This window comes from Runella sp., from assembly GCF_027484545.1.
In the GTDB taxonomy this organism is placed as follows: domain Bacteria; phylum Bacteroidota; class Bacteroidia; order Cytophagales; family Spirosomataceae; genus Runella.
In genome coordinates this window covers 45,387-64,402 of sequence record NZ_JAIXST010000322.1, presented here as the reverse complement: position 1 = coordinate 64,402, position 19,016 = coordinate 45,387, and the positions used below count along the sequence as shown (strand labels likewise).

At 41.5% G+C, this 19,016-nt stretch carries 17 protein-coding genes; 5 read left to right on the top strand and 12 right to left on the bottom strand.

All coding sequences use genetic code 11. The features are described 5' to 3' along the window. Positions 1-120 precede the first annotated feature (120 nt). Positions 121-258, top strand: coding sequence for a hypothetical protein (locus Q0081_RS28905; protein WP_298361662.1), 138 nt, complete (start codon positions 121-123; stop codon positions 256-258). Here the strand turns inward: Q0081_RS28905 and Q0081_RS28900 are convergent. The 4 genes from Q0081_RS28900 to Q0081_RS28885 all read right to left on the bottom strand — a co-directional run bounded on the left by Q0081_RS28900 (position 255) and on the right by Q0081_RS28885 (position 4,646). Continuing rightward, on the bottom strand, positions 255-899 hold the full coding sequence (locus tag Q0081_RS28900) for a TVP38/TMEM64 family protein (protein ID WP_298361660.1): 645 nt from the start codon (positions 897-899) through the stop codon (positions 255-257). The two genes, Q0081_RS28905 and Q0081_RS28900, sit on opposite strands and share 4 nt — an antisense overlap. A 70-nt stretch (positions 900-969) precedes the next feature. Beyond that, entirely contained in the window at positions 970-2,097 is a 1,128-nt protein-coding gene (gene dnaN / locus Q0081_RS28895; protein ID WP_298361657.1) for a DNA polymerase III subunit beta, read from the bottom strand. A 57-nt stretch (positions 2,098-2,154) separates the two neighbouring features. Then, positions 2,155-3,237 (bottom strand): chorismate synthase, encoded by a 1,083-nt coding sequence (gene aroC, locus Q0081_RS28890; RefSeq protein WP_298361655.1) that lies wholly within the window; start codon positions 3,235-3,237, stop codon positions 2,155-2,157. Next, positions 3,237-4,646, bottom strand: a complete 1,410-nt coding sequence (locus Q0081_RS28885) for a BatD family protein (RefSeq protein ID WP_298361652.1) — start codon at positions 4,644-4,646, stop codon at positions 3,237-3,239. Before Q0081_RS28885 ends, aroC begins: the two co-directional genes overlap by 1 nt. 112 nt (positions 4,647-4,758) lie before the next feature. Here Q0081_RS28885 and Q0081_RS28880 point away from each other — a divergent pair, with 112 nt between their 5' ends. Next, positions 4,759-4,965, top strand: coding sequence for a hypothetical protein (locus Q0081_RS28880; RefSeq protein ID WP_298361649.1), 207 nt, complete (start codon positions 4,759-4,761; stop codon positions 4,963-4,965). Between the two features lie 75 nt (positions 4,966-5,040). Here Q0081_RS28880 and Q0081_RS28875 read toward each other — a convergent pair whose 3' ends face one another. From Q0081_RS28875 to Q0081_RS28840, 8 genes are all read right to left on the bottom strand, one after another. Beyond that, positions 5,041-6,822, bottom strand: a complete 1,782-nt coding sequence (locus tag Q0081_RS28875; RefSeq protein WP_298361646.1) for a lipopolysaccharide assembly protein LapB — start codon at positions 6,820-6,822, stop codon at positions 5,041-5,043. Positions 6,823-6,919: 97 nt separating this feature from the next. Then, positions 6,920-7,852, bottom strand: a complete 933-nt coding sequence (locus tag Q0081_RS28870; RefSeq protein ID WP_298361644.1) for a PstS family phosphate ABC transporter substrate-binding protein — start codon at positions 7,850-7,852, stop codon at positions 6,920-6,922. Further along, positions 7,845-8,063 carry a hypothetical protein gene (locus Q0081_RS28865; RefSeq protein WP_298361641.1) on the bottom strand — a complete coding sequence of 73 codons (219 nt, stop codon included), beginning with the start codon at positions 8,061-8,063 and terminating at the stop codon, positions 7,845-7,847. Before Q0081_RS28865 ends, Q0081_RS28870 begins: the two co-directional genes overlap by 8 nt. Positions 8,064-8,070: 7 nt before the next feature. Beyond that, positions 8,071-8,898 carry an energy transducer TonB gene (locus Q0081_RS28860; RefSeq protein ID WP_298361639.1) on the bottom strand — a complete coding sequence of 276 codons (828 nt, stop codon included), beginning with the start codon at positions 8,896-8,898 and terminating at the stop codon, positions 8,071-8,073. 23 nt (positions 8,899-8,921) lie between these two features. After that, positions 8,922-9,485, bottom strand: coding sequence for a biopolymer transporter ExbD (locus Q0081_RS28855; protein WP_298361637.1), 564 nt, complete (start codon positions 9,483-9,485; stop codon positions 8,922-8,924). Positions 9,486-9,522: 37 nt separating this feature from the next. Continuing rightward, positions 9,523-10,152, bottom strand: a complete 630-nt coding sequence (locus Q0081_RS28850) for a biopolymer transporter ExbD (RefSeq protein ID WP_298361635.1) — start codon at positions 10,150-10,152, stop codon at positions 9,523-9,525. A 105-nt stretch (positions 10,153-10,257) separates the two neighbouring features. Then, positions 10,258-11,091 (bottom strand): MotA/TolQ/ExbB proton channel family protein, encoded by an 834-nt coding sequence (locus Q0081_RS28845; RefSeq protein WP_298361634.1) that lies wholly within the window; start codon positions 11,089-11,091, stop codon positions 10,258-10,260. 461 nt (positions 11,092-11,552) lie between these two features. Then, a complete protein-coding gene (locus Q0081_RS28840; RefSeq protein WP_298361632.1) occupies positions 11,553-12,380 on the bottom strand; it encodes an NAD(P)-dependent oxidoreductase in 828 nt (275 codons plus the stop codon). A gap of 100 nt (positions 12,381-12,480) precedes the next feature. Here Q0081_RS28840 and Q0081_RS28835 point away from each other — a divergent pair, with 100 nt between their 5' ends. The 3 genes from Q0081_RS28835 to Q0081_RS28825 all read left to right on the top strand — a co-directional run bounded on the left by Q0081_RS28835 (position 12,481) and on the right by Q0081_RS28825 (position 18,967). Beyond that, positions 12,481-14,757 (top strand): gliding motility-associated C-terminal domain-containing protein, encoded by a 2,277-nt coding sequence (locus tag Q0081_RS28835; RefSeq protein ID WP_298361630.1) that lies wholly within the window; start codon positions 12,481-12,483, stop codon positions 14,755-14,757. 122 nt (positions 14,758-14,879) lie between these two features. Next, positions 14,880-17,345: an OmpA family protein gene (locus Q0081_RS28830; RefSeq protein WP_298361628.1), complete on the top strand. Its 2,466-nt coding sequence runs from the start codon at positions 14,880-14,882 to the stop codon at positions 17,343-17,345. Between the two features lie 131 nt (positions 17,346-17,476). After that, positions 17,477-18,967, top strand: a complete 1,491-nt coding sequence (locus Q0081_RS28825) for a GH3 auxin-responsive promoter family protein (RefSeq protein WP_298361626.1) — start codon at positions 17,477-17,479, stop codon at positions 18,965-18,967. Positions 18,968-19,016 lie beyond the last annotated feature (49 nt).

Genomic DNA, 19,016 nt, shown 5'->3' with positions numbered 1-19,016 from the left:
TTCGGATAAACGACTAAAATGCAATTGCATTAATTGCTCTGTTTCAGAATTATAAAACGTTTTCATAGTACAAAGTTACAAAATGTAAACGTTCAACTTATTTAACTTTAATTCCTAATTATGCAAGAACTCAAAACCGATAAAAAGTTTTTGAAAGAAGAAAACCGCCAACTGCGCCAACGCGATGAGAAATGGATGCAAATACTCATGGAGATGCAAACGCAATTGGTGGGTTTTTTGAGTAAGAATAAGACCTAATCCTTCGGCTTTGCCAATAACTTCACAAGCCCTATCCCCGATGCTACCACTAAAACTAAAATCACAACTCTACTCGTAATGCTCTCGTTAGGATTCTGAACCAATTTACTTATCTGCTCTGCTTCTTTTCCCACCCAAACGGCCAAAACAGTACGCGGTATCATTCCCAAAAAGCCTCCAAGAATAATGTTTTTAAAACGTATCCCCATTAAGGAAAATACTAAATTGGTAAGGGCAAAAGGCAAAACGGGCGATAATTTAGTAAAGAACACAAAGCGGATTTCGTCGGCATGGATGCGATTTAAGAAGGAAGCAACTCGTGGGAATTGGGATAAATAATTTAGCAGGCCGACTTTATCCAGCTGATTTACAATGAAATAAACGATTGAAATGGCGGTAAGGTTGAGCAAAATCAAAGGAATAACAGCTTGCCATCCCAAAAAATAACCAAATCCAAAAGCAAGTAAAGTAGGAGGAATTAATGCCAAGGCACAGGCCACAGCGCAAACTAAGCACACGACTGTCCATTCTTTAATTCCAAAACCTTTTATCAGGACCTCGTTTTGAATCATCCATACTCCAATGCCCGAGCTTGTTAAAAAAGGGAGTATGGTCAAAAAAAATGCCGAGAGACTCGGCATTAATAATCTTTTTTGCTTATTCATCCTACCTATATTCATCACTACTCACTTCTGACAACTCACTCCAAATTTAAGCGTAGGTATTCAACATTACCGGCATGACGAGCATCAAAATATCTTCGTCGCTTTCCTTATCGAGTGGCACTACCAATCCGGCACGATTAGGAGCTGATAACTCAAATGAAAGCGTATTTGAATTTACATTATTGAGCATTTCTATTAAAAACTTCGCATTAAATCCAATCTCCATTTCATCGCCGTTGTATTCACAAAGCAAACGCTCATTGGCTTCATTAGAATAATCTAAATCCTCGGCCGAAATGACCAATTCGTTAGGAGGCGTCAATTTAAGACGGATTTGGTGAGTCGTACGGTTAGAATAAATCGAAATTCGGCGAAGCGAATTTAAGATTTCACCACGACTGATGGTAAGAACATTGGGATTGTTGGTTGGAATGGCATTTTCGTAATCAGGAAAACGCTCATCTATCAACCGACATACCATTTTGATATTGGCAAAACTAAAAAACGCATTTGCCTGACTGAATTCCGCTTTTACCAGAACGCTTTCAGAAGGTAAACAAGCTTTCAGCAAATTCAATGCTTTACGAGGAATAATCATCGTTGTATCGACAGCTGACTTCACGTCAAAACGGCGATAACGAATCAATCGGTGGCCATCTGTCGCGACAAAAGTTGCGTGGTCTGCTCCTAATTGTAGAAACACGCCCGTCATAGCCGGACGAAGTTCGTCGGTGCTGGTCGCAAAAATCGTATTGGCAATTGCGTGTGATAAAGCAATAGAAGATAACTCTACCGAAAAGGCCCGATTGACAGACGGGATTTTTGGAAAGTCAATAGGGTTCTCTCCCGAAAGTTTATAGCGGCCATTGTCCGACACAATTTCTATTCCGAAAGTTTCGCCATCCACTTTGAGGGCAATGGGCTGCTCAGGTAAACCGCGTAACGTATCTAAAAGTAGTTTAGCAGGAATCGCGATCGCTCCTTTATCAGCAGACTCCACTTGCAGCTCAGTAATCATTACTGTTTGCAAATCAGAAGCCGTAACAGTAAGCTGGTTGCTATCTAATTGAAACAGAAAATTCTCAAGGATAGGTACAATTGGGTTGGTAGAAACGACGCCGTTTATAGCCGAAAGCTGCTTTAGTAAAACCGACGACGATACAATAAATTTCATAGCGCAAAATATGTTTATTAAACAACAAATTTAATAAAAAATAAGGCTAAAATCAAATTACGCCTGCCGAATAGTCCTATCACGCAAATAGAAATCAACTAAAACCAATGCCGCCATTGCTTCCACAATGGGTACAGCTCGTGGCAACACACATGGGTCGTGTCTTCCTTTGCCCTGTACCGTTATTGTTTCTCCTTCTTGGTTTACGCTTTCCTGACCTTGCATAATAGTGGCAACGGGCTTAAAGGCTACGCGAAAGAAAATATCTTCTCCATTTGAAATACCTCCCTGAATCCCACCTGAATGATTGGTACGTGTTCTGACATGACCTGTTTCATCAGTAAAGAAAGCATCGTTATGTGCAGAGCCCTGAAGTTCTACGCCTGCAAATCCACTTCCGTATTCAAAACCTTTAACAGCATTAATACTTAGCATGGCTTTGCCTAACTCCGCATGGAGTTTATCAAAAACAGGTTCTCCCCATCCTACGGGCGTGCCTGTGACGACACAACTCACAACACCGCCAATGGAGTCGCCCTGTTTACGAATATCATCGATGTAGTCAAACATCTCGGAGGCCATGTCGGGGTCAGGGCAACGAACGGCATTTGAATCTGTCAGTGACAGGTCAAGTTCTTGGTATTCTTTTTGCAATTTTAACTTCCCGACTTGCGAGACATACGCCTGTATAGTTACCCCTACCTCTTTCAGTACCAATTTTGCCAATGCTCCTGCCGCCACACGAGCCGCGGTTTCGCGGGCAGAACTGCGCCCACCGCCTCGGTAATCGCGTACGCCGTATTTGACTTGATAGGTATAATCAGCGTGTGAGGGACGATATTGTTGGGCAATATGCGAATAATCTTTACTTCGTTGGTCTTCGTTCCAAATGACCATAGCGATAGGAGTTCCGGTTGTTTTATCTTCAAAAACCCCCGATAATACCTGTACGCTATCGGCTTCTTTGCGCTGGGTCGTGATGCGCGACTGCCCGGGTTTGCGACGATCCAATTCCTGTTGAATAAAATCTAAATCAAAAGCTACCCCAGCAGGGCAGCCGTCCACCACTACCCCTATGGCAGCTCCGTGTGATTCGCCGAAAGTAGCGATTTTGAAAATTTTTCCGTAAGTACTGCTCATTACTTCTTAAAAATAAAAATCATTCCGACCAACATGATGATGACTAAAACATTGGCAATGTTGCGAATAATCGTTTGATAATCAATAACTAATTTAGTGGTATCCCAATGTTCTATACCCGTATAGACTGATTCTGACTCCGACAAAGCCAATTGTGTACTCCTTATATTTTCGCCTTTTATAGTAAGTTTTAACGTTGAGTGCAATGTATCATACATTTGCTTTTGAGGGTTGAAATACACCCAGAAAATCATGTTGTCTAACACAAAACTCCCATTTTGTTTAGGGATAATTTGGTATCTGAATGTTTTGTCACCACCTATTCGACTTTTCTGTCGCAATACATTGTTTTCAATATCAGGAGGATATACATCAAATAAAGCATTATTTGTAAATGTCGGTTCCCGAATGGATTGAATATTTCCTTCCCCTATAATCTTGAAGTCATAACGGTAGCTTTTACCTGTCTCCAGTTGATTGTTGCTGATTTTTTCTTCCAATCGAAAATTTCCAACCAGTACCTGGTTGCGAAGCGGATGAGGGGGAAGGTCAACCACGGTAATAGTTAAAGGTTTGGAAATAAATGTTTGCAGTGTTACGCTTGCCGTTTCTTGTTCCATTTTTGGCATTACTTTCATAGTCAATTTCACAGCAGGAATCTGAATTGACTGGTTATTCAGCGGGAAAAAGGAAGCTTGGTAAATACGGTATTCGGTAAAACTTTTCCCTCCGATTGTAATAGGGATAGCGGGGATTTCCTGTATCCCGAAACTTTCTTCCCAACAATTGGCCGGTTTAAGGACTTTCAATAGTTGTTCCAATTGTTTTTCTACCTCATAAAAGTCCATTTCTGTGGCATTGTTTTCCGATACTAGCAACGATAGCCTTAAATTAAATCCTTCCTCTACGTACACCCGCCTTTTACTGACACTGACAGCTAAAAATGCCCCTTCGTTGGCCTCATTTTGCAATTCAGGAGTTAACTCTGTAACTGTTTCGGATTCTTCAACTAATTCTGTTGCCTTTTCTACCGTTATAGAAGTCCCTTCAGAACGAAGTACCTGTTTATTGACAAGAATTTCAAGTGGGCCGGTATTAAACGTTCCTGTTTTGGTTGGATAGTAATTCTGTGAAATCGTATAGCTTACTACGGTTGTTCCTCCTACTTTACTGGTAAGGCTTGAACGTGAACTTTCTCGTTTTTGGAAGTTTTTTATATTATCTGGAAAAAAAATGAGTGGAACCTGCTCAAGTCCGGTTACTTTGACCGAGACTGTAAATGGCTCTTGAAGGGTGATTTGTGTGCCGCTGAACTCAATAGAAAAAGGGTTTTGAGCAACTTGCGCTTTGAGTGCAGTTATAGTGCAAAAAAAAATCAAAAAAAGTATATATCTATTGTGATTTTTCATCGTTATATTTAATGCAAAATTAACAGACTCTTAGCATATAATCCTTAATCTATTACGTTAATTTTGTAAAGTCCCCATCCTCTTACGCGTTCTTTAAAATCCCGTAATTATTATGGCAACTATGTTGGAATTTTTCAAGACTGTGCTTGTGAAAGTTAGTTTTGACAAAAAACTGTTTGAGAAAGAATTGCGCAAAGCGCTAAAGGTGTTGTTGCCCGAAGAAGTTAAACAGCTTAAAGCTTGGTGTTATGAGCAATTCAGCGACAAATACCACCTCGTATTGCATCAGTATTTCAGTAGGCAGCAATTGGCTCTTTAGTTTCTAAAACGCCACAAAAAAGCCTCCCGTCATTGAAAACGGGAGGCTTTTTTATTATCAAACAACTATCAACCACTAACTTGTTTTCTTCACAGGGGGCTTTGCAGGAGTCTTTGCCGGTGTTTTAGGCGCAGGTTGAGCAGGCGCAGGAGCTTCTGGTTTAGGGTTCAAAAAATCATCCGCTACTTTGTTACTCGGGTCAATTCCTAATAATTTCTGAAACCATTCTTTGGCTTTCGTATCGTCTTTCAAAGTGATAACGCTATAAGCACCAAGGATTTGGTAGAAGGTCTTCAAGTTTGCTTTTATAGCGTCATCCATTGGAGCAGCTTCAGCCATTTTAACATAATTTTCCATGAGAGGAATTGCTATTCCGTTTGCCATAGCTTCTTCACGTGTGTAAGCATAATAGTTTGCTTTGGCTCTTTGACCGTGTGCATAGAGATAATCTGCTTTCCGTTCAATCATCTTTTTGTATAACTCATCAGTTCTCATGAAGTAGTCACGCTTTTTCTGGCGCATAGCTAATGAATCTGCTCCAGAAGGAAAAAGCCGGTTAGCCACGTTGTAAATTGGCAACGAAAGATTTACGTAATCCTGCATTGTTGGATTTTTTTCCCGTTTGATTACTTTGTCATAATAAACGATTGCTTTTTCGTAGTCTTTAGCAGAATTATAGAATGCGGCAATTTCTTTATAACCGTTATCAACTGTATCAATTTCGGCAGCTTTTTCTAAATTAGCAATGGCAGAGGCAGTATCAACGGGAGAAATACGCAACATTGAGTTTCCTAAATAACGATAGTCATTGTCAATTGCCTTTTGTGGAGCTGCCTGTAAAAACTTCTTCAAGTTTTCAATTGCCTTTGGGTACTGATTTTCTTTGTAAGCAGCCCATCCCTGCATCCGAAACAATACATCGCTTGTACGGCCACTGCTCATTACCTTCGCGATTTTGGTGTTTACTTTTGCAAACTCCTCAGCTACGAAGTTAAATTGAGCACTTCGAAGCACTTCGTCATCTGATGCACACGCTCCAATTTTCTCTATGTAAGCATCCATGTATTTTGAAGCCTGCTTATACTGACGAACGTAAAAATATAGCTCAGCATATTCTTTATTAGCGGGACTATACTCTGGGTCTACTTCAATTGCTTTTTTAAAATTGGTCTGTGCCAATTCATAGTTACGACCGCCCCAATAAATTTTTGCAATTTTCGCAAAAGCTTTACCCAAACTTGGATTGGCATTAATGGCATCCTCATAAGCAGAGACCGCAGGACCGGCTTCTCCTTTAATGTAAAATGCATCCCCTTTGGACATATAGACTTCCTGATTTTTAGCACCGCCTTTCAGCATAAGTGCAATAGCTATATCAGCCAACGCAATTGCCTGAGCAGGATCAGTTGTCTTATAAATGGGTTTCATTGAATCTATTACTACGTAACCCGTATAAGCTTCACTGATACGTTGTAATACATCCAAATTCTTATTCTTAGTGGATTTAAGAACTTCGGCAAAAATAGTTTGCGCGCCGGTACGATCACCTTTCGCCAGAGCTACTGCTCCCATCCCTACTTTACTGAGAGGGTTTTTAGGGTCGGCCGCAAAGCCTTTTTCAAAAGCAGCTTTGGCAAGATCTGCCTGCTTGGTGCGAAGATAGAAATAGCCCAAATAAAATTGATTGTCGGCAGTGGGTGTGGCAGTTGCTAACTTTTCGAAGGTTTCTTTAGCCAAACATGCTTGGTTACCTTCCAGTTGTTTTAAACCTGTGGCAATGTCCTGGGCAAAAGCCTGACTGTAAACGAACGCACTTGCGGCAAACGCTACCAACCACGATTTGAATCTGATGTTCATCTTTCAGTAGGTTGAAAATGTGGGGTGATATTAGAAAAAATTTAGTGACTCAAAAACGGGAAACAAAACTATGAAATTGTCTCTTAACCGAAAAAAATTATATGTCTTTCTTTATAATTACTTCCCGATTAAATGGTTTTGTGGGCCAAAGACCACATTTTTCGATAATTAAACTTCCCACATCCCGCATGATATAATTGACCATTCCACTCCCCAACCCTGCGTGCATCTCTCGGTTAATGACATAAACTTTGCGATGGAGTGGATATGTCTTATATTTTAAATCTCGCTGGAAGGGCTGATAATAATCTTCTTTAGTCGGGTTCGCTTTTTCAGAAACCCCCATTACACGCAAACCTTTTGATAATTCTGCAGTAAGTGGCACGTCTCCATCGCTAATCCAGTTTACCCCAATAAACCCTAAGGCATTGGGATTCTCACGTACATACTCTATTACTTTTTTGTTTGAACCTGCTGAAAAAATATTCAATCCTTTGACGTCAGTCAGGCCAAATTTTTTCATTATAAAATTTAGATTACTTGAGTTCGCATTGTCAAATACTAATACAATGTCATTATTTTTATTCCCGTTTTTTAATTGATTCCAGTTTCTGGTTTTCCCTTTAAAAACGCTCGACAATTCTTCTAATGTTATTAGACTATCTATATTGGTCCGATTAGTAAGCAATGCCACTCCATCGGTGGCAATGTATTGCGGATTATATCTAATCCCTTTTGAAGTAAGCATTCTCTGTTCGTCAGAGGTGAGTTCTCGGGTAATAAAAGCCAAACGCGAACTGTCTTTGAGTACAGCCGCGGTAGCTTGTTGTTCGGGACGGTAAAGTACCTTGAAACTTGTTTCAGGGTGGATAGCTTCATAGGCTTGGCATAACTGTTCCACCATCGGTTGCAGTGATTCGTCGGCCGTAATGGTTATCTTTCCATGTGACGTTGAATCTTCAGGTCTTTTGCACGAGGATAAACTGCCTAAAACAATTACAAGTAAGTAAAAAAAGATGGATTTACTCATTTTCACTTTTGTAATGATTATACCCACGATAAAGTCTATATCCGCCATATACAATCAGCATCCCTCCAAACAGGTATCTGATTAACCCGGAAGGTAACATCCCAAAAGTAGCGGAGGAGGCCACTAAAAAGAGGCCTCCTCCTAAATATGCCAGCCCAATGGCCATCGAAAGCGTAGCCGATATTTGCTGGTGAAGTGGTTTACGCTTCATACATTAACTACTCCAACACGAAGCTAACTGGTAAATTATATTTTACACGAACGTTACGTCCTGATTGTTTACCCGGCTTCCATTTTGGCATACCTTTCACAACCCGGAGAGCTTCTTCGTCACAGCCAAAGCCAAGACCTTTAAGCACAGATACGTCTTGAATACTTCCGTCCGTATTAACAACAAATGTTAAGAACACTTTACCAGATACGTTGGCACGCGAAGCAGCAGCAGGGTATTTGATATTTTTACCTAAATACTGTCCTAATGCTCCTAAACCACCCGGGAATTCGGGGTTTTGCTCCACCACTTGGAAAATTTGTTCTTCCACAGGGGCTGCTTCCACAACTTTCACCTCTTCCTTTACAGGAGCGGTTTCTTCCGGAGCGATGATTGCTTCCTGAGCATTTTCATCACCTTCCTGAGTTTTGTCAGCCACAACTGCTTTCTCCAATTCTTCCACAACCGGTGGAGGAGTTTCTTCAGGTACTTCTTCATCTTTCTTCACTTCGGGAGGAAGGAATTTGATGGTGGCCACTTTAGGCAGCTCCACTGGTGGTGGCGGCGGCGGCGGTGGTTCGTTAGGGTCAATCGGCGGTGGCGGTAGTTTCATCAAGTCCACTTCGGACATGTTCAATTCCTGCTCTTGCGAAGGAATCAGACTGATGAGGGCCGGAGAAAGCATCGCTAATAGAAACAGCGCACCACCAATCAGCATGGATTTGGTAAGCGTTGGGCGATAGGATTTTCTCAGGTCATACGCACCATACGCTTTATTGCGATTCTCGAATACTATGTCATCGAGCGTCATCGCGGATGCTTTAGTTTCAGCCATTGCGTTTGGTTAATTTGATTACGTTAATTCGCTTTATCACCTAAAAGTTCTTTCTCGCTGGTTGTGAGCGCATCTACCAGCGCGTATCGTTTACTTTTGGTTACCGTCATTTCATCAAGTACATCTACAACATTTTTGTAGGTACTGGTATTTAAAGGTTTAATGACGCACACAAACTGACTTAAACCTTTCTCGTCTTTTCCATGTTCGCGATCGACCTGTGCCTGCGATTGAAAAATAAGAGTGCGCAAATCAGGACCGTAAGCAACTTTCTTTAGGTCTGTTTTAGCTTTGTCGTCATCTGCTGCGAGCCGGTCAAGCGCCCATACTGTATTGTCTTTACCTAAAAACAAAGTCAGTACTTTGGATGCTTTTAAAGGCTCTGTTTCTTGCTTTTCTGTTTGCTTATCAGGTACGGCCAATGACATGGACGAGGGCTTGCTAAGCGTTGTGGCCAAGATGAAGAACGTAATGAGCAGGAAGCCCAAGTCCACCATCGGGGTCATATCTACACGCGTTGAGGCTTTCTTACTGCGGACTTTCTTATCACCGTGTCCGCCACCACCGCCTTGTGCTATTTCTGACATTTCTTTAAAATGTTAATAGTGAAACAATGTACGATGACTACTTATCAGAACTCCAACCCGCAGGCGGAGCCTCTGTCCCGGTAATCAAGTTAAATTTATTGATGTTCTGAGCTTGCAAAGACGCCATTACATCTTTGAAAACCGGGAACTTAGCTACGTTGTCACCTTTGATAGCGATACGAAGCAAATTATTAGCGCGGCGGGCTTGATAAATCCACTTGGCTAACTCGTTTTGCGCGGTTGAATCGGTTGGGATACCAGGTTGGACTATTTCCTTCATTTTGTCAGGATTGACAATTCCTGCCTGTAGCCATTGAGACAAACCACGGATAGGAACACCAAAGTTGGCTTGCAGAGAGAACATTTTCTTCTGCTTATCAGTAAACTGAACACCTTCGGTTTGGGTGATGTTCTCAAGCATCGCAAGGCGCGTTTGCTGATTGTCAACCCCAAAATAAACTTTGCCGTCCTTACCGATGCTGATAATCATAATATCCTTGTCCGGAACTTTAATCGCAGAGATAGACGAAGGCGTTTCGATGGTTGCAGCATCCTGTGCTTTGAACTGAGCCGTCAAGATAAAGAAGGTCAGAAGCAGGAAAGCCACGTCGCACATCGCCGTCATGTCCATCATCGGATAATTCCGTTTGGGTTTTATAGCAGGCATAATACGTTATGGTTTAATTGACTATACAAATGTAGAACACAAACAAATACAAAGCAAATATTTATATATAATTTTTTTATATATCATATTTACTTTGTTAGCTCACTAGTTATGAGCCGAGAAATTTTGCTGAATGCTCAACCCGATTTCGTCAATTTTGTAAGTTAACGTATCAATACGGCTGGTAAAATAGCTATACATGATGGTCGCGATAGCTGCAGTACCAATACCGAGAGCTGTGTTTACAAGGGCTTCTGAGATACCCGTTGCAAGAGCACCTGTATCAGGAGCACCTGTGTTACCCATAGCGGCAAAGGCACGAATCATACCCAATACCGTACCTAAAAGTGCAGTCAATGTAGAAACTGACGCCAAGGTAGCGATGATGGTTAAGTTTTTCTCAAGCATGGGAAGCTCAAGGCTGGTAGCTTCTTCTACTTCTTTCTGAAGAGCTGCCAATTTTTGATCTTTTGTTAATTCAGTTTCACTACGAAGCTCGATGAACTTGTGGAGAGCTGTTTTCACAACGTTTCCTACTGAACCTTTTTGTTTGTCACATTCTTTAACAGCAGCTTCAACGTCGTTTTTGTCAAGAAGGCTTTTAATTTTACGAACAAACTCATCAATCGAACCCGAACCATTTGCACGTCCAAGAATGAAAAAACGCTCAATTGAGAAAACTAATACTGTTAAAAAACAGGTAAACAACAACGGTACGATAGGTCCCCCTTCATAAACGATACCGAAATAATCACCGGACTTTGGTCCTTTTTCATGATCTCCATCTACGAAGTGACTGGCGTCACCGCAAATGAAATTGTACGCCAAAAGACCGATTACTAATAAAACAGGAATTACCAGAATGGGGTTAAGACCACCAGCTGATTTTTTTGGAGCGGCCGCCTTGGCCGGTGCGGGAGATGTAGCCTTCTTTTCCATCAGACTTACTTTTAGGGTTTAATTGAAAAAATAGTTTAAGTGTTTGCGCTGTAAAGAAAACGAAAATTTTAAATGGTTAATGCTTTCACCAAGAAAATTTTTGTTGGCTATTCTCTAAAATAGTTAGAGAAAATGTGGTACAAAGCTATAAGATTTCATAAAAAAAACGTTCAAGCTGGGTATTAGTTTTTTTTTATTTTTTTTGAAATCTGTCATTTGAAAACGCATTTTTTTTAAAATACCGACTCATAAATTTGCTTTGGCAAAGCATTGCCGAGGTTTAACTCCTCGATTATCAACCCCCAACAGTCCTCATCACAAGTATTAGCAATAAGTTATAATTTTAGAATATTGAGGTTTAATCCAAAGTAAGCAGCCATTGGATTTTACTCTATTTGTTCTTTAGCAGTTAAAAAAATAACTGATTGGATGTATGTCTATTATTTCAAATAAAATACCTGTCATAGAAAAAAATCGGGAAGCAATTCGTTGTCTTCTACGTTGGCGTATTTGTATTGGTTGAAGTCTGTAATGCCATTCTCACGTAATATGTCCTCATCCACAAAAAAATTGCCTGTACATTCCCGGCTGTTTTTGGTGAAAATCATGTAGGCTGCATCGGCCATAATTTCCGGTTTGCGACATCTTTTAATGGATTCTTCTCCTCCCAGCAAATTGTTAACAGCAGCTGTAGCAATCGCCGTTTTGGGCCATAAAGCATTAAAAGCTACCCCTTGTTTTCGAAATTCAGCTGACATCCCCAATACACACATACTCATTCCAAACTTTGCCATGGTATAGGCTACATGGGGGGCAAACCAACGGGCTTCCATGTTTAGCGGCGGTGATAGATTGAGTACATGAGGATTGTTGGCTTTCAGCAGATAAGGCAAACACGCCTTACTGGTCAGAAAGGTACCTCTCGTATTAATGCTATGCATCAAATCATAGCGCTTCATGTCGGTGGCAAGGGTAGGAGTAAGGTTGATCGCACTGGCATTGTTAATCAGAATGTCTATCCCGCCAAATACTCGGACGGTTTCTTCAACGGCAGCATAAACTTGTTCTTCTTCCCGCACATCCACCGCCAGTGGAAGGGCTTTTCCTCCCGCCGCTTCAATTTCAGCAGCAGCGGTATAGATGGTGCCCGGTAGTTTGGGATGAGGCGTCACTGTCTTGGCGGCAATGACAATATTGGCCCCTTCCTGGGCTAATCGCAGACCAATAGCCAATCCAATTCCCCTGCTTGCTCCGGTAATGAAAACGGTTTTGTCCTGAAAGTGACTCATAATTAATGGTATATTTTGGGTGAATGGGATTAAACAAAAGCATAAATAGAGCTTGGCACGATTTGTGATAAAATACTACACTGTAAGCAAAAGGCAAACTATGAAATCAATATTACTAACTGTATTATTCTCGGCATTTACCCAATTTCCTAATCTTTTGTGGGCAAATAAAACAGCTGATTGTGATAGTATCTCTGCTCCTGTAATCAGCAGCGAAAAACAGGTAAGTTGTGTTGGTCAGCCTATTATTCTTAAATCGGGCGGTTGTGATGGAACAGTAATATGGTCAAATAAAAAAACGGGTAGTACGCTTACCGTATACCCTACTAAGACAACTACGTATAAGGCCTACTGTAAAAAAGAAGATTGTAAAAGCGCCGAGTCCAATGCACTTACAATCACAATCAATATACCGAGCACTCCGCTCGTAAAGGCGAATAAAACAAAAATCTGTTTTGGTGAATCCGTTGTTTTGAATGCCACGGGATGCACAGGTGATATTATTTGGTCCAATGGAATGACGGGGAAGGAAATAACCGTTCAGCCAACTGGTACTACAAAATATACGGCTACCTGCCGCTCTGAAGGTTGTGTCAGTTGTTTTGCAGATGAGGTTATTGTGGCGGTCATGGGGGGCGAACCTTTGTTGATAAGCGCCTCAAAATCGGTGATTTGTAAAGGCGAAACCAATATTCTGGAAGCGAAAGTGAATTGTGCAGGACAGGTAAAATGGTCGAGCAACGAGATAGGCAAAACAATTACGGTTAAGCCTGAAAATACAACGGAATACTGGGCCATGTGCGAGACGGAAGGTTGTGAGCCAATTAAAAGTTTGTTTAGCGTACAGGTAACACCTCCTTTACCGCCGGTACTTAAAGTCAGTAAAACGACGGTTTGTCTTGGCGAAAAAGTAACGATTACGGCGGAGGGGTGTACTGGAGGTGTTGTGCAATGGAACAATACAATGCAGGGACGAACCTTAACTATAGAGCCTAAAGAAACTGCCCAATATACTGCGATTTGTCAGCGGGGGGATTGTCAAAGCATCGCGTCTCTTCCACTTACAGTTTCAGTCAACAGTGAAGTTCCTGCTTTACCGCAGGTAGTTGCAGAACTAAAAAATGTGTGCCCTTTTGTTACGGTAGATTTGTCATCGGCAGTAAATCAAAAACAAACGGTGGGTGTGTATTATGAGGCCAGAATGGGAACTTCTCCTGAATCTTCTCCGGTGACGGACGTAGGAGCCGTTTCTGAAAATCGTACCTATTACGTATTTGCCCGCAATGCGAATGGTTGTTATAGTGCGCCTGCGGCAATAGCAGTTACTATTACCTCTTGTGATAAACCGTTACTAGTATGTACCAATAACCCCGCAACTGCTTTTATTACTAAAACAGAGCGGACTACTGCTGGGAATTATTATCTGGAAGGCAAAGTGGGTGGGGCAGCCAATACAGGACACTGGAGTACGAACGGAACCGGTTATTTTAATACAACGAATGGGTTGTCAGTGATTTATACACCTTCTCCCGAAGACCGTCAGGCGGGAAAAGTAACTGTTCGATTTCTTAATGATGACCCTGACGGGGAAGGCCCTTGTAAAGCAGGGTCTGATTTGACTGAGCTGAAAATTAATTCGGATACCGGTAAACCCAAAGAAATGATTGGGATCAACAAATTGGTGAAAGGCTGGACACGCCTTAATGCCAACTTGTTTGAAATAGAATACGCGATTCAGGTGGTGAATATGGGTACAAATGATTTGGTGGAAATACGAATCGTGGATAGTTTGGACAAAGTATTTAAAAATGGCTCAGTTATTGTAGGCAAGCCTGATATAAAAGCAATTGACCCGAGTACCGGTACTGAAGTAGTGTGGGGTATTGACACAAGCTATACGGGTAAAGGAGGGCTGTCTGAGTTATTAATACCCGCAAAAAGTTCATTGTTGGCAGGGCAGTCTCGCTCAGTGATTGTAAAAACAAAAGTTGATTTTACCAATGCTCAGGATAGTGTCTATTTTAATACAGCCTTGGTAACGGCCTTAGACATTAACGGAAATATTTGTGCCGACAAATCAGCCAACGGAAATTGGCCCGATGTTAATCAAAATGAGGATCCAACGGATGACACAGAAGCAACCCCTTTAGTACTTAGCAGCTTAAGAGGAAGTGATAATGACATTTTTATCCCTGAAGGGTTTTCGCCCAATTCAGATGGTATCAATGACTTTTTTGTCATAAAAAAGCCAGTCAACCTCCGAGCCGCTTTAGAAATTTATAATCGTTGGGGTGGACTGGTTTATAAAACAGAGGATTATAAAAATGATTGGAATGGTGGCGTTATCGCCCAAACCAATGTTCCTGCTGGCACCTAATTTTTATGTGATTAAATTCAATGACGGGCGGGAGTTTTCGAGATTTATGACCATAAGCCGTTAATTAATAGTGGTTCGTTAAAAATGATAATAGCCCAATTCGGGCAAAAATGCACTTACCCATGATTAAATTAAAGCATTTTTGTTTGGCAACACTCTTTTCAGTTGCTGCAATGGCACAGACACCCATTCGAGAAACGTTGTTACAGCAAGCTAATCGTCAGTTTGATACGCAATCTTACGCCAAAGCGGTTGCATTGTATCAGGAAGTACTTGACGAAGGCATGTTGCCTCTTGAGCAGCGTAAACTGGCTCAACTTAACATGGCGTATTCGTATTTTAAGTTGGGAGATAATGTCAAAGCAGAGCAATTTTATCAGGAGGGTCTTCCTGAAGAACCGCTTTCCGGGTCGTTGGCAAATCACTATTTGCATTATGCGAAAGTGTTGGCGAATAATGGAAAAATGCAGGAATCTCAGCGGTTTTTTGAACGGTATCAAAGTTCAAAATTGACAGAGAGTCGGCAGGCCCAGAATGCGGAAACTTTTACCAAAAAGAAAATTACGTATCGGATAGATTATTTGGCCATAAACACGCCTAACGCAGAATTTAGTCCTATGTATTTTCGGGATGGACTGGTTTATGTTTCGGGAAAAGCGCCCGCTGCCGTTTCTTCTGAATCTCCCGAAAAAGGCTACTTGGATTTGTTTTATGTAACCAAACCCGATGAAATAAAATCGTTAGGGTCACTTAATGCCGATGGTTCAGAAGCGGAAGCCAAAGAAACTACTCATGCAGACCGTCCTAAAAATACAAAATTGGGTAGCGATTCGTATACACGTATTACTTCTAATGATTCAAGGACCATTGGCGTTTATAATAGTTATGGCCTGAACGAACAAGTGAATAATACAACCGGAGCAGTGGCAAAACCTGGAAAGCCCGCGCCTTTCAGTAAAGAATTGAATACTCGCTTTCACGAAGGACCCGCAACTTTCAGCGCCGATGGCTCTCGAATTATTTTTACAAGAAATAATTTCAATGAAGGTCAAAAAGGGATAAGTGATGACAATAACATCAAACTCAAATTGTATACAGCACAATGGGGCAACGGAGATTGGGCAAATGTGCAGGAATTGCCTTTCAACAGCGACGAATATTCTACGGCTCACCCCTCTTTGAGTAAAGATGGTACGCTCCTTTATTTTGTGTCAGATATGCCCAAGGGTATCGGAGGAAAGGATATTTACGTATCACATTTTGAAAACGGGCAGTGGTCTAAACCCATTAATTTGGGAAAAGAACTCAACACGCGCCAAGACGAAGTTTTTCCTACGGTAGATGAGCGCGGTAATTTATATTTTTCTACTTCGGGACGAAAAGGTGGATTGGGTGGACTGGATTTGTTTTATGCAATTCTTAGCAAAGACGGCACAAAAGTGATTGAAGTAATTCATTTGGATGCTCCGATCAACTCTAAAGCAGATGATTTTGGACTCGTTACTGATGCTTCCCGTACAACAGGGTATTTCAGCAGTAACCGCCGTGAAGGAGATGATGATATTTATCGCTTTACTCGTGAAAGTTCACTTTACGAATGCCGTGAGTTGTTGTTGCGGGTATTTGATACTCAAAACATGCAGCATTTAGACAGTGCTACCATTACCATTCGCTCAAAAATAGGAGGAGAAGGGACTGATAAGATTCTCCAAACGGATGCCAACGGTTGGGCACACTTGTGCTTAGCTTCTGACAATGACTTTGTTTTTACCGTTTCTAAGGATGGTTTTATGGGGAATACAATCGGTTTTTCAACTCGTTATTTAACGGATGATAAACCTACCCGTCTGGAAGTGAGTTTGTCCAAGCCTACCATTGTTACTGAAACGGTTGCTAAAGCGTTAATTCCGGAAAAAAAAAAGACTAATCAAACCGATGCTGCCCAAAATTTGAAGCACTCTCGGGTTCGCGGAATTGTCCGCACCGAAACAGACCGTCAGCCGATTGAAGGTGTATTGGTAAAACTTCGGAATGAATGTGATAAAAAGATTTATGAGGCGATTACGGGTCCTGATGGCCGATATGATTTTGAGATTGCCGAAGGCTGTGATTATACCTTAATTTATTCAAAAGACACCTACGGAACCAATACCCTCAAAATTGGCAAAGTACCTAAAAAGGCACAGCCGAAAGTCCTGTCCAAAGACGTAGGGTTGTTGAAAAAAGGAGATATTGTTCAGTTGGATAACATCTACCATGATCAGGGAAAACAGGCAATTCGGCCGGATGCTGCCCGGGAGTTGGATAAATTAGTAGCTACCATGAAAAGATACCCTTCGCTGCAAGCCGAAATTTTATCTCATACCGATAGCCGTGGCGATGCGGGATATAATAAATCTCTTTCTCAAAAACGGGCTCAGGCAGTGGTTGATTATATGGCGGCAAAAGGGATAGCCCGCACTCGTATGCAAGCAACTGGCATGGGAGAAAGTATGCTGGTAAATGGCTGTGTAGATGGAGTAATTTGCACCGAAGGAGAGTATCAACGTAATCGAAGAACTGAATTTAAGGTTTTGGAAATCAGATAATTAACAGTAAAGCTATGTGGACTCTGTGTCTATGTGGTTACTTTTTTATTGAGCGTAAAGCATAAAACGTCTATTTTTGGTGCTTGTGTCCGTTTTTTGACGATTGACCACTAACCAATAACGACTCTACAATGGGCTTCCGCTCTTCGCTCAGTAAACCTCTGGCTCAATACATAGTCAGTCAGCAACAAAGTTGGATGTACAACGCACCGGCCGCTCAAGACCAATGGCGCCAACAGCTGGTAAATCAAGCTAAAAATACTTCTTTCGGACGAGACCATTTTTTTAAAGACATTCGTATGTACGAAGATTTTAAACAAGCCGTTCCCGTTCGGGATTACGAAGATTTAAAAGGGTACATTCATCAAATCATTGATGGTCAAGATGACGTCCTTTGGCCGGGAAAGCCTCTTTATTTTGCCAAAACTTCGGGCACCACTTCGGGCGTCAAATACATTCCTATCAGTAAAGATTCCATTTCAAATCATATCAATTCTGCCCGAGACGCGCTCTTGAATTATATCAATGAGACAGGTCGAGCGGAATTTTTGGATAATAAACTTATTTTCCTGTCGGGAAGCCCGGTTTTGGATACCAAAGGCAGCGTTCCTACAGGGCGACTGTCGGGGATTTCCAATCACCACGTTCCTGCTTACCTGCGCACCAATCAACTTCCAAGCTACGAAACCAATTGTATTGAAGAATGGGAAGAAAAACTCGAACGAATTATAGACGAGACCATTGCTCAACCGATGTCGTTGATTTCGGGGATTCCGCCTTGGGTTCAGATGTACTTTGACCGTATCATTGCTCGCACGGGCAAGCCTGTCAAAGATGTTTTTCCAGAATTTCAGTTGTTTGTATATGGCGGAGTCAATTTTGAACCGTACCGAGCTAAATTGTACGAGTCGATTGGTAAAAAAATTGACTCTATCGAAATGTATCCTGCTTCCGAAGGCTTTATTGCCTATCAGGATTCTCAACACGCAGAAGGGTTATTGCTTTTAGCTGATACGGGAATATTTTTTGAATTTATTCCTACGGAAGAATTTTTCAATGAAAACCCTACGCGTCTGAGTTTAGAGCAGGTAGAAGTGGGAAAGAATTACGCCCTTATCATCAACAATAATGCGGGACTTTGGGGGTATTCGATTGGCGATACAGTCAAATTTGTTTCTAAAGACCCGTATCGTTTGTTGGTAACGGGCCGAATAAAACACTTTATTTCGGCTTTTGGCGAGCACGTAATTGGCGAAGAAGTAGAAAAAGCACTTCAATACGCTATGCATCATCATCCTGAAACAGAGGTCGTAGAATTTACCGTAGCCCCCATGGTTACCCCAGCGGAAGGACTTCCTTATCATGAGTGGCTTGTTGAGTTTTCTACACCGCCTAACGATCTGACACGGTTTTCGTTTGATGTTGATAAGCGTTTGTCTGAACTCAATGTGTATTACGATGATTTAATTTCAGGCAGTATTTTGCGCCCTTTACGAATTACATCGCTTCCAAAAAATGCTTTCATTGATTATATGCGCTCTCAGGGAAAATTAGGGGGGCAAAACAAAGTGCCCCGTTTGGCCAATGACCGTAAAATTGCCAATGAATTAGTTGTTGATTGATTTTTTGAAAAAGGATGCCCTATCATTTTGACCTAATCGTTTCAAACTA

Excerpts from the sequence above, each read along its gene's own strand:
- Q0081_RS28840 (WP_298361632.1), bottom strand. The coding sequence starts at position 12,380 with ATGAGTCACTTTCAGGACAAAACCGTTTTCATTACCGGAGCAAGCAGG.
- Q0081_RS28860 (WP_298361639.1), bottom strand. The coding sequence starts at position 8,898 with ATGGCTGAAACTAAAGCATCCGCGATGACGCTCGATGACATAGTATTC.
- Q0081_RS28880 (WP_298361649.1), top strand. The coding sequence starts at position 4,759 with ATGGCAACTATGTTGGAATTTTTCAAGACTGTGCTTGTGAAAGTTAGT.
- Q0081_RS28900 (WP_298361660.1), bottom strand. The coding sequence starts at position 899 with ATGCCGAGTCTCTCGGCATTTTTTTTGACCATACTCCCTTTTTTAACA.
- Q0081_RS28870 (WP_298361644.1), bottom strand. The coding sequence starts at position 7,852 with ATGAGTAAATCCATCTTTTTTTACTTACTTGTAATTGTTTTAGGCAGT.
- Q0081_RS28905 (WP_298361662.1), top strand. The coding sequence starts at position 121 with ATGCAAGAACTCAAAACCGATAAAAAGTTTTTGAAAGAAGAAAACCGC.
- Q0081_RS28825 (WP_298361626.1), top strand. The coding sequence starts at position 17,477 with ATGGGCTTCCGCTCTTCGCTCAGTAAACCTCTGGCTCAATACATAGTC.
- Q0081_RS28865 (WP_298361641.1), bottom strand. The coding sequence starts at position 8,063 with ATGAAGCGTAAACCACTTCACCAGCAAATATCGGCTACGCTTTCGATG.
- aroC (WP_298361655.1), bottom strand. The coding sequence starts at position 3,237 with ATGAGCAGTACTTACGGAAAAATTTTCAAAATCGCTACTTTCGGCGAA.
- dnaN (WP_298361657.1), bottom strand. The coding sequence starts at position 2,097 with ATGAAATTTATTGTATCGTCGTCGGTTTTACTAAAGCAGCTTTCGGCT.
- Q0081_RS28855 (WP_298361637.1), bottom strand. The coding sequence starts at position 9,485 with ATGTCAGAAATAGCACAAGGCGGTGGTGGCGGACACGGTGATAAGAAA.
- Q0081_RS28875 (WP_298361646.1), bottom strand. The coding sequence starts at position 6,822 with ATGAACATCAGATTCAAATCGTGGTTGGTAGCGTTTGCCGCAAGTGCG.
- Q0081_RS28830 (WP_298361628.1), top strand. The coding sequence starts at position 14,880 with ATGATTAAATTAAAGCATTTTTGTTTGGCAACACTCTTTTCAGTTGCT.
- Q0081_RS28885 (WP_298361652.1), bottom strand. The coding sequence starts at position 4,646 with ATGAAAAATCACAATAGATATATACTTTTTTTGATTTTTTTTTGCACT.
- Q0081_RS28845 (WP_298361634.1), bottom strand. The coding sequence starts at position 11,091 with ATGGAAAAGAAGGCTACATCTCCCGCACCGGCCAAGGCGGCCGCTCCA.
- Q0081_RS28850 (WP_298361635.1), bottom strand. The coding sequence starts at position 10,152 with ATGCCTGCTATAAAACCCAAACGGAATTATCCGATGATGGACATGACG.
- Q0081_RS28835 (WP_298361630.1), top strand. The coding sequence starts at position 12,481 with ATGAAATCAATATTACTAACTGTATTATTCTCGGCATTTACCCAATTT.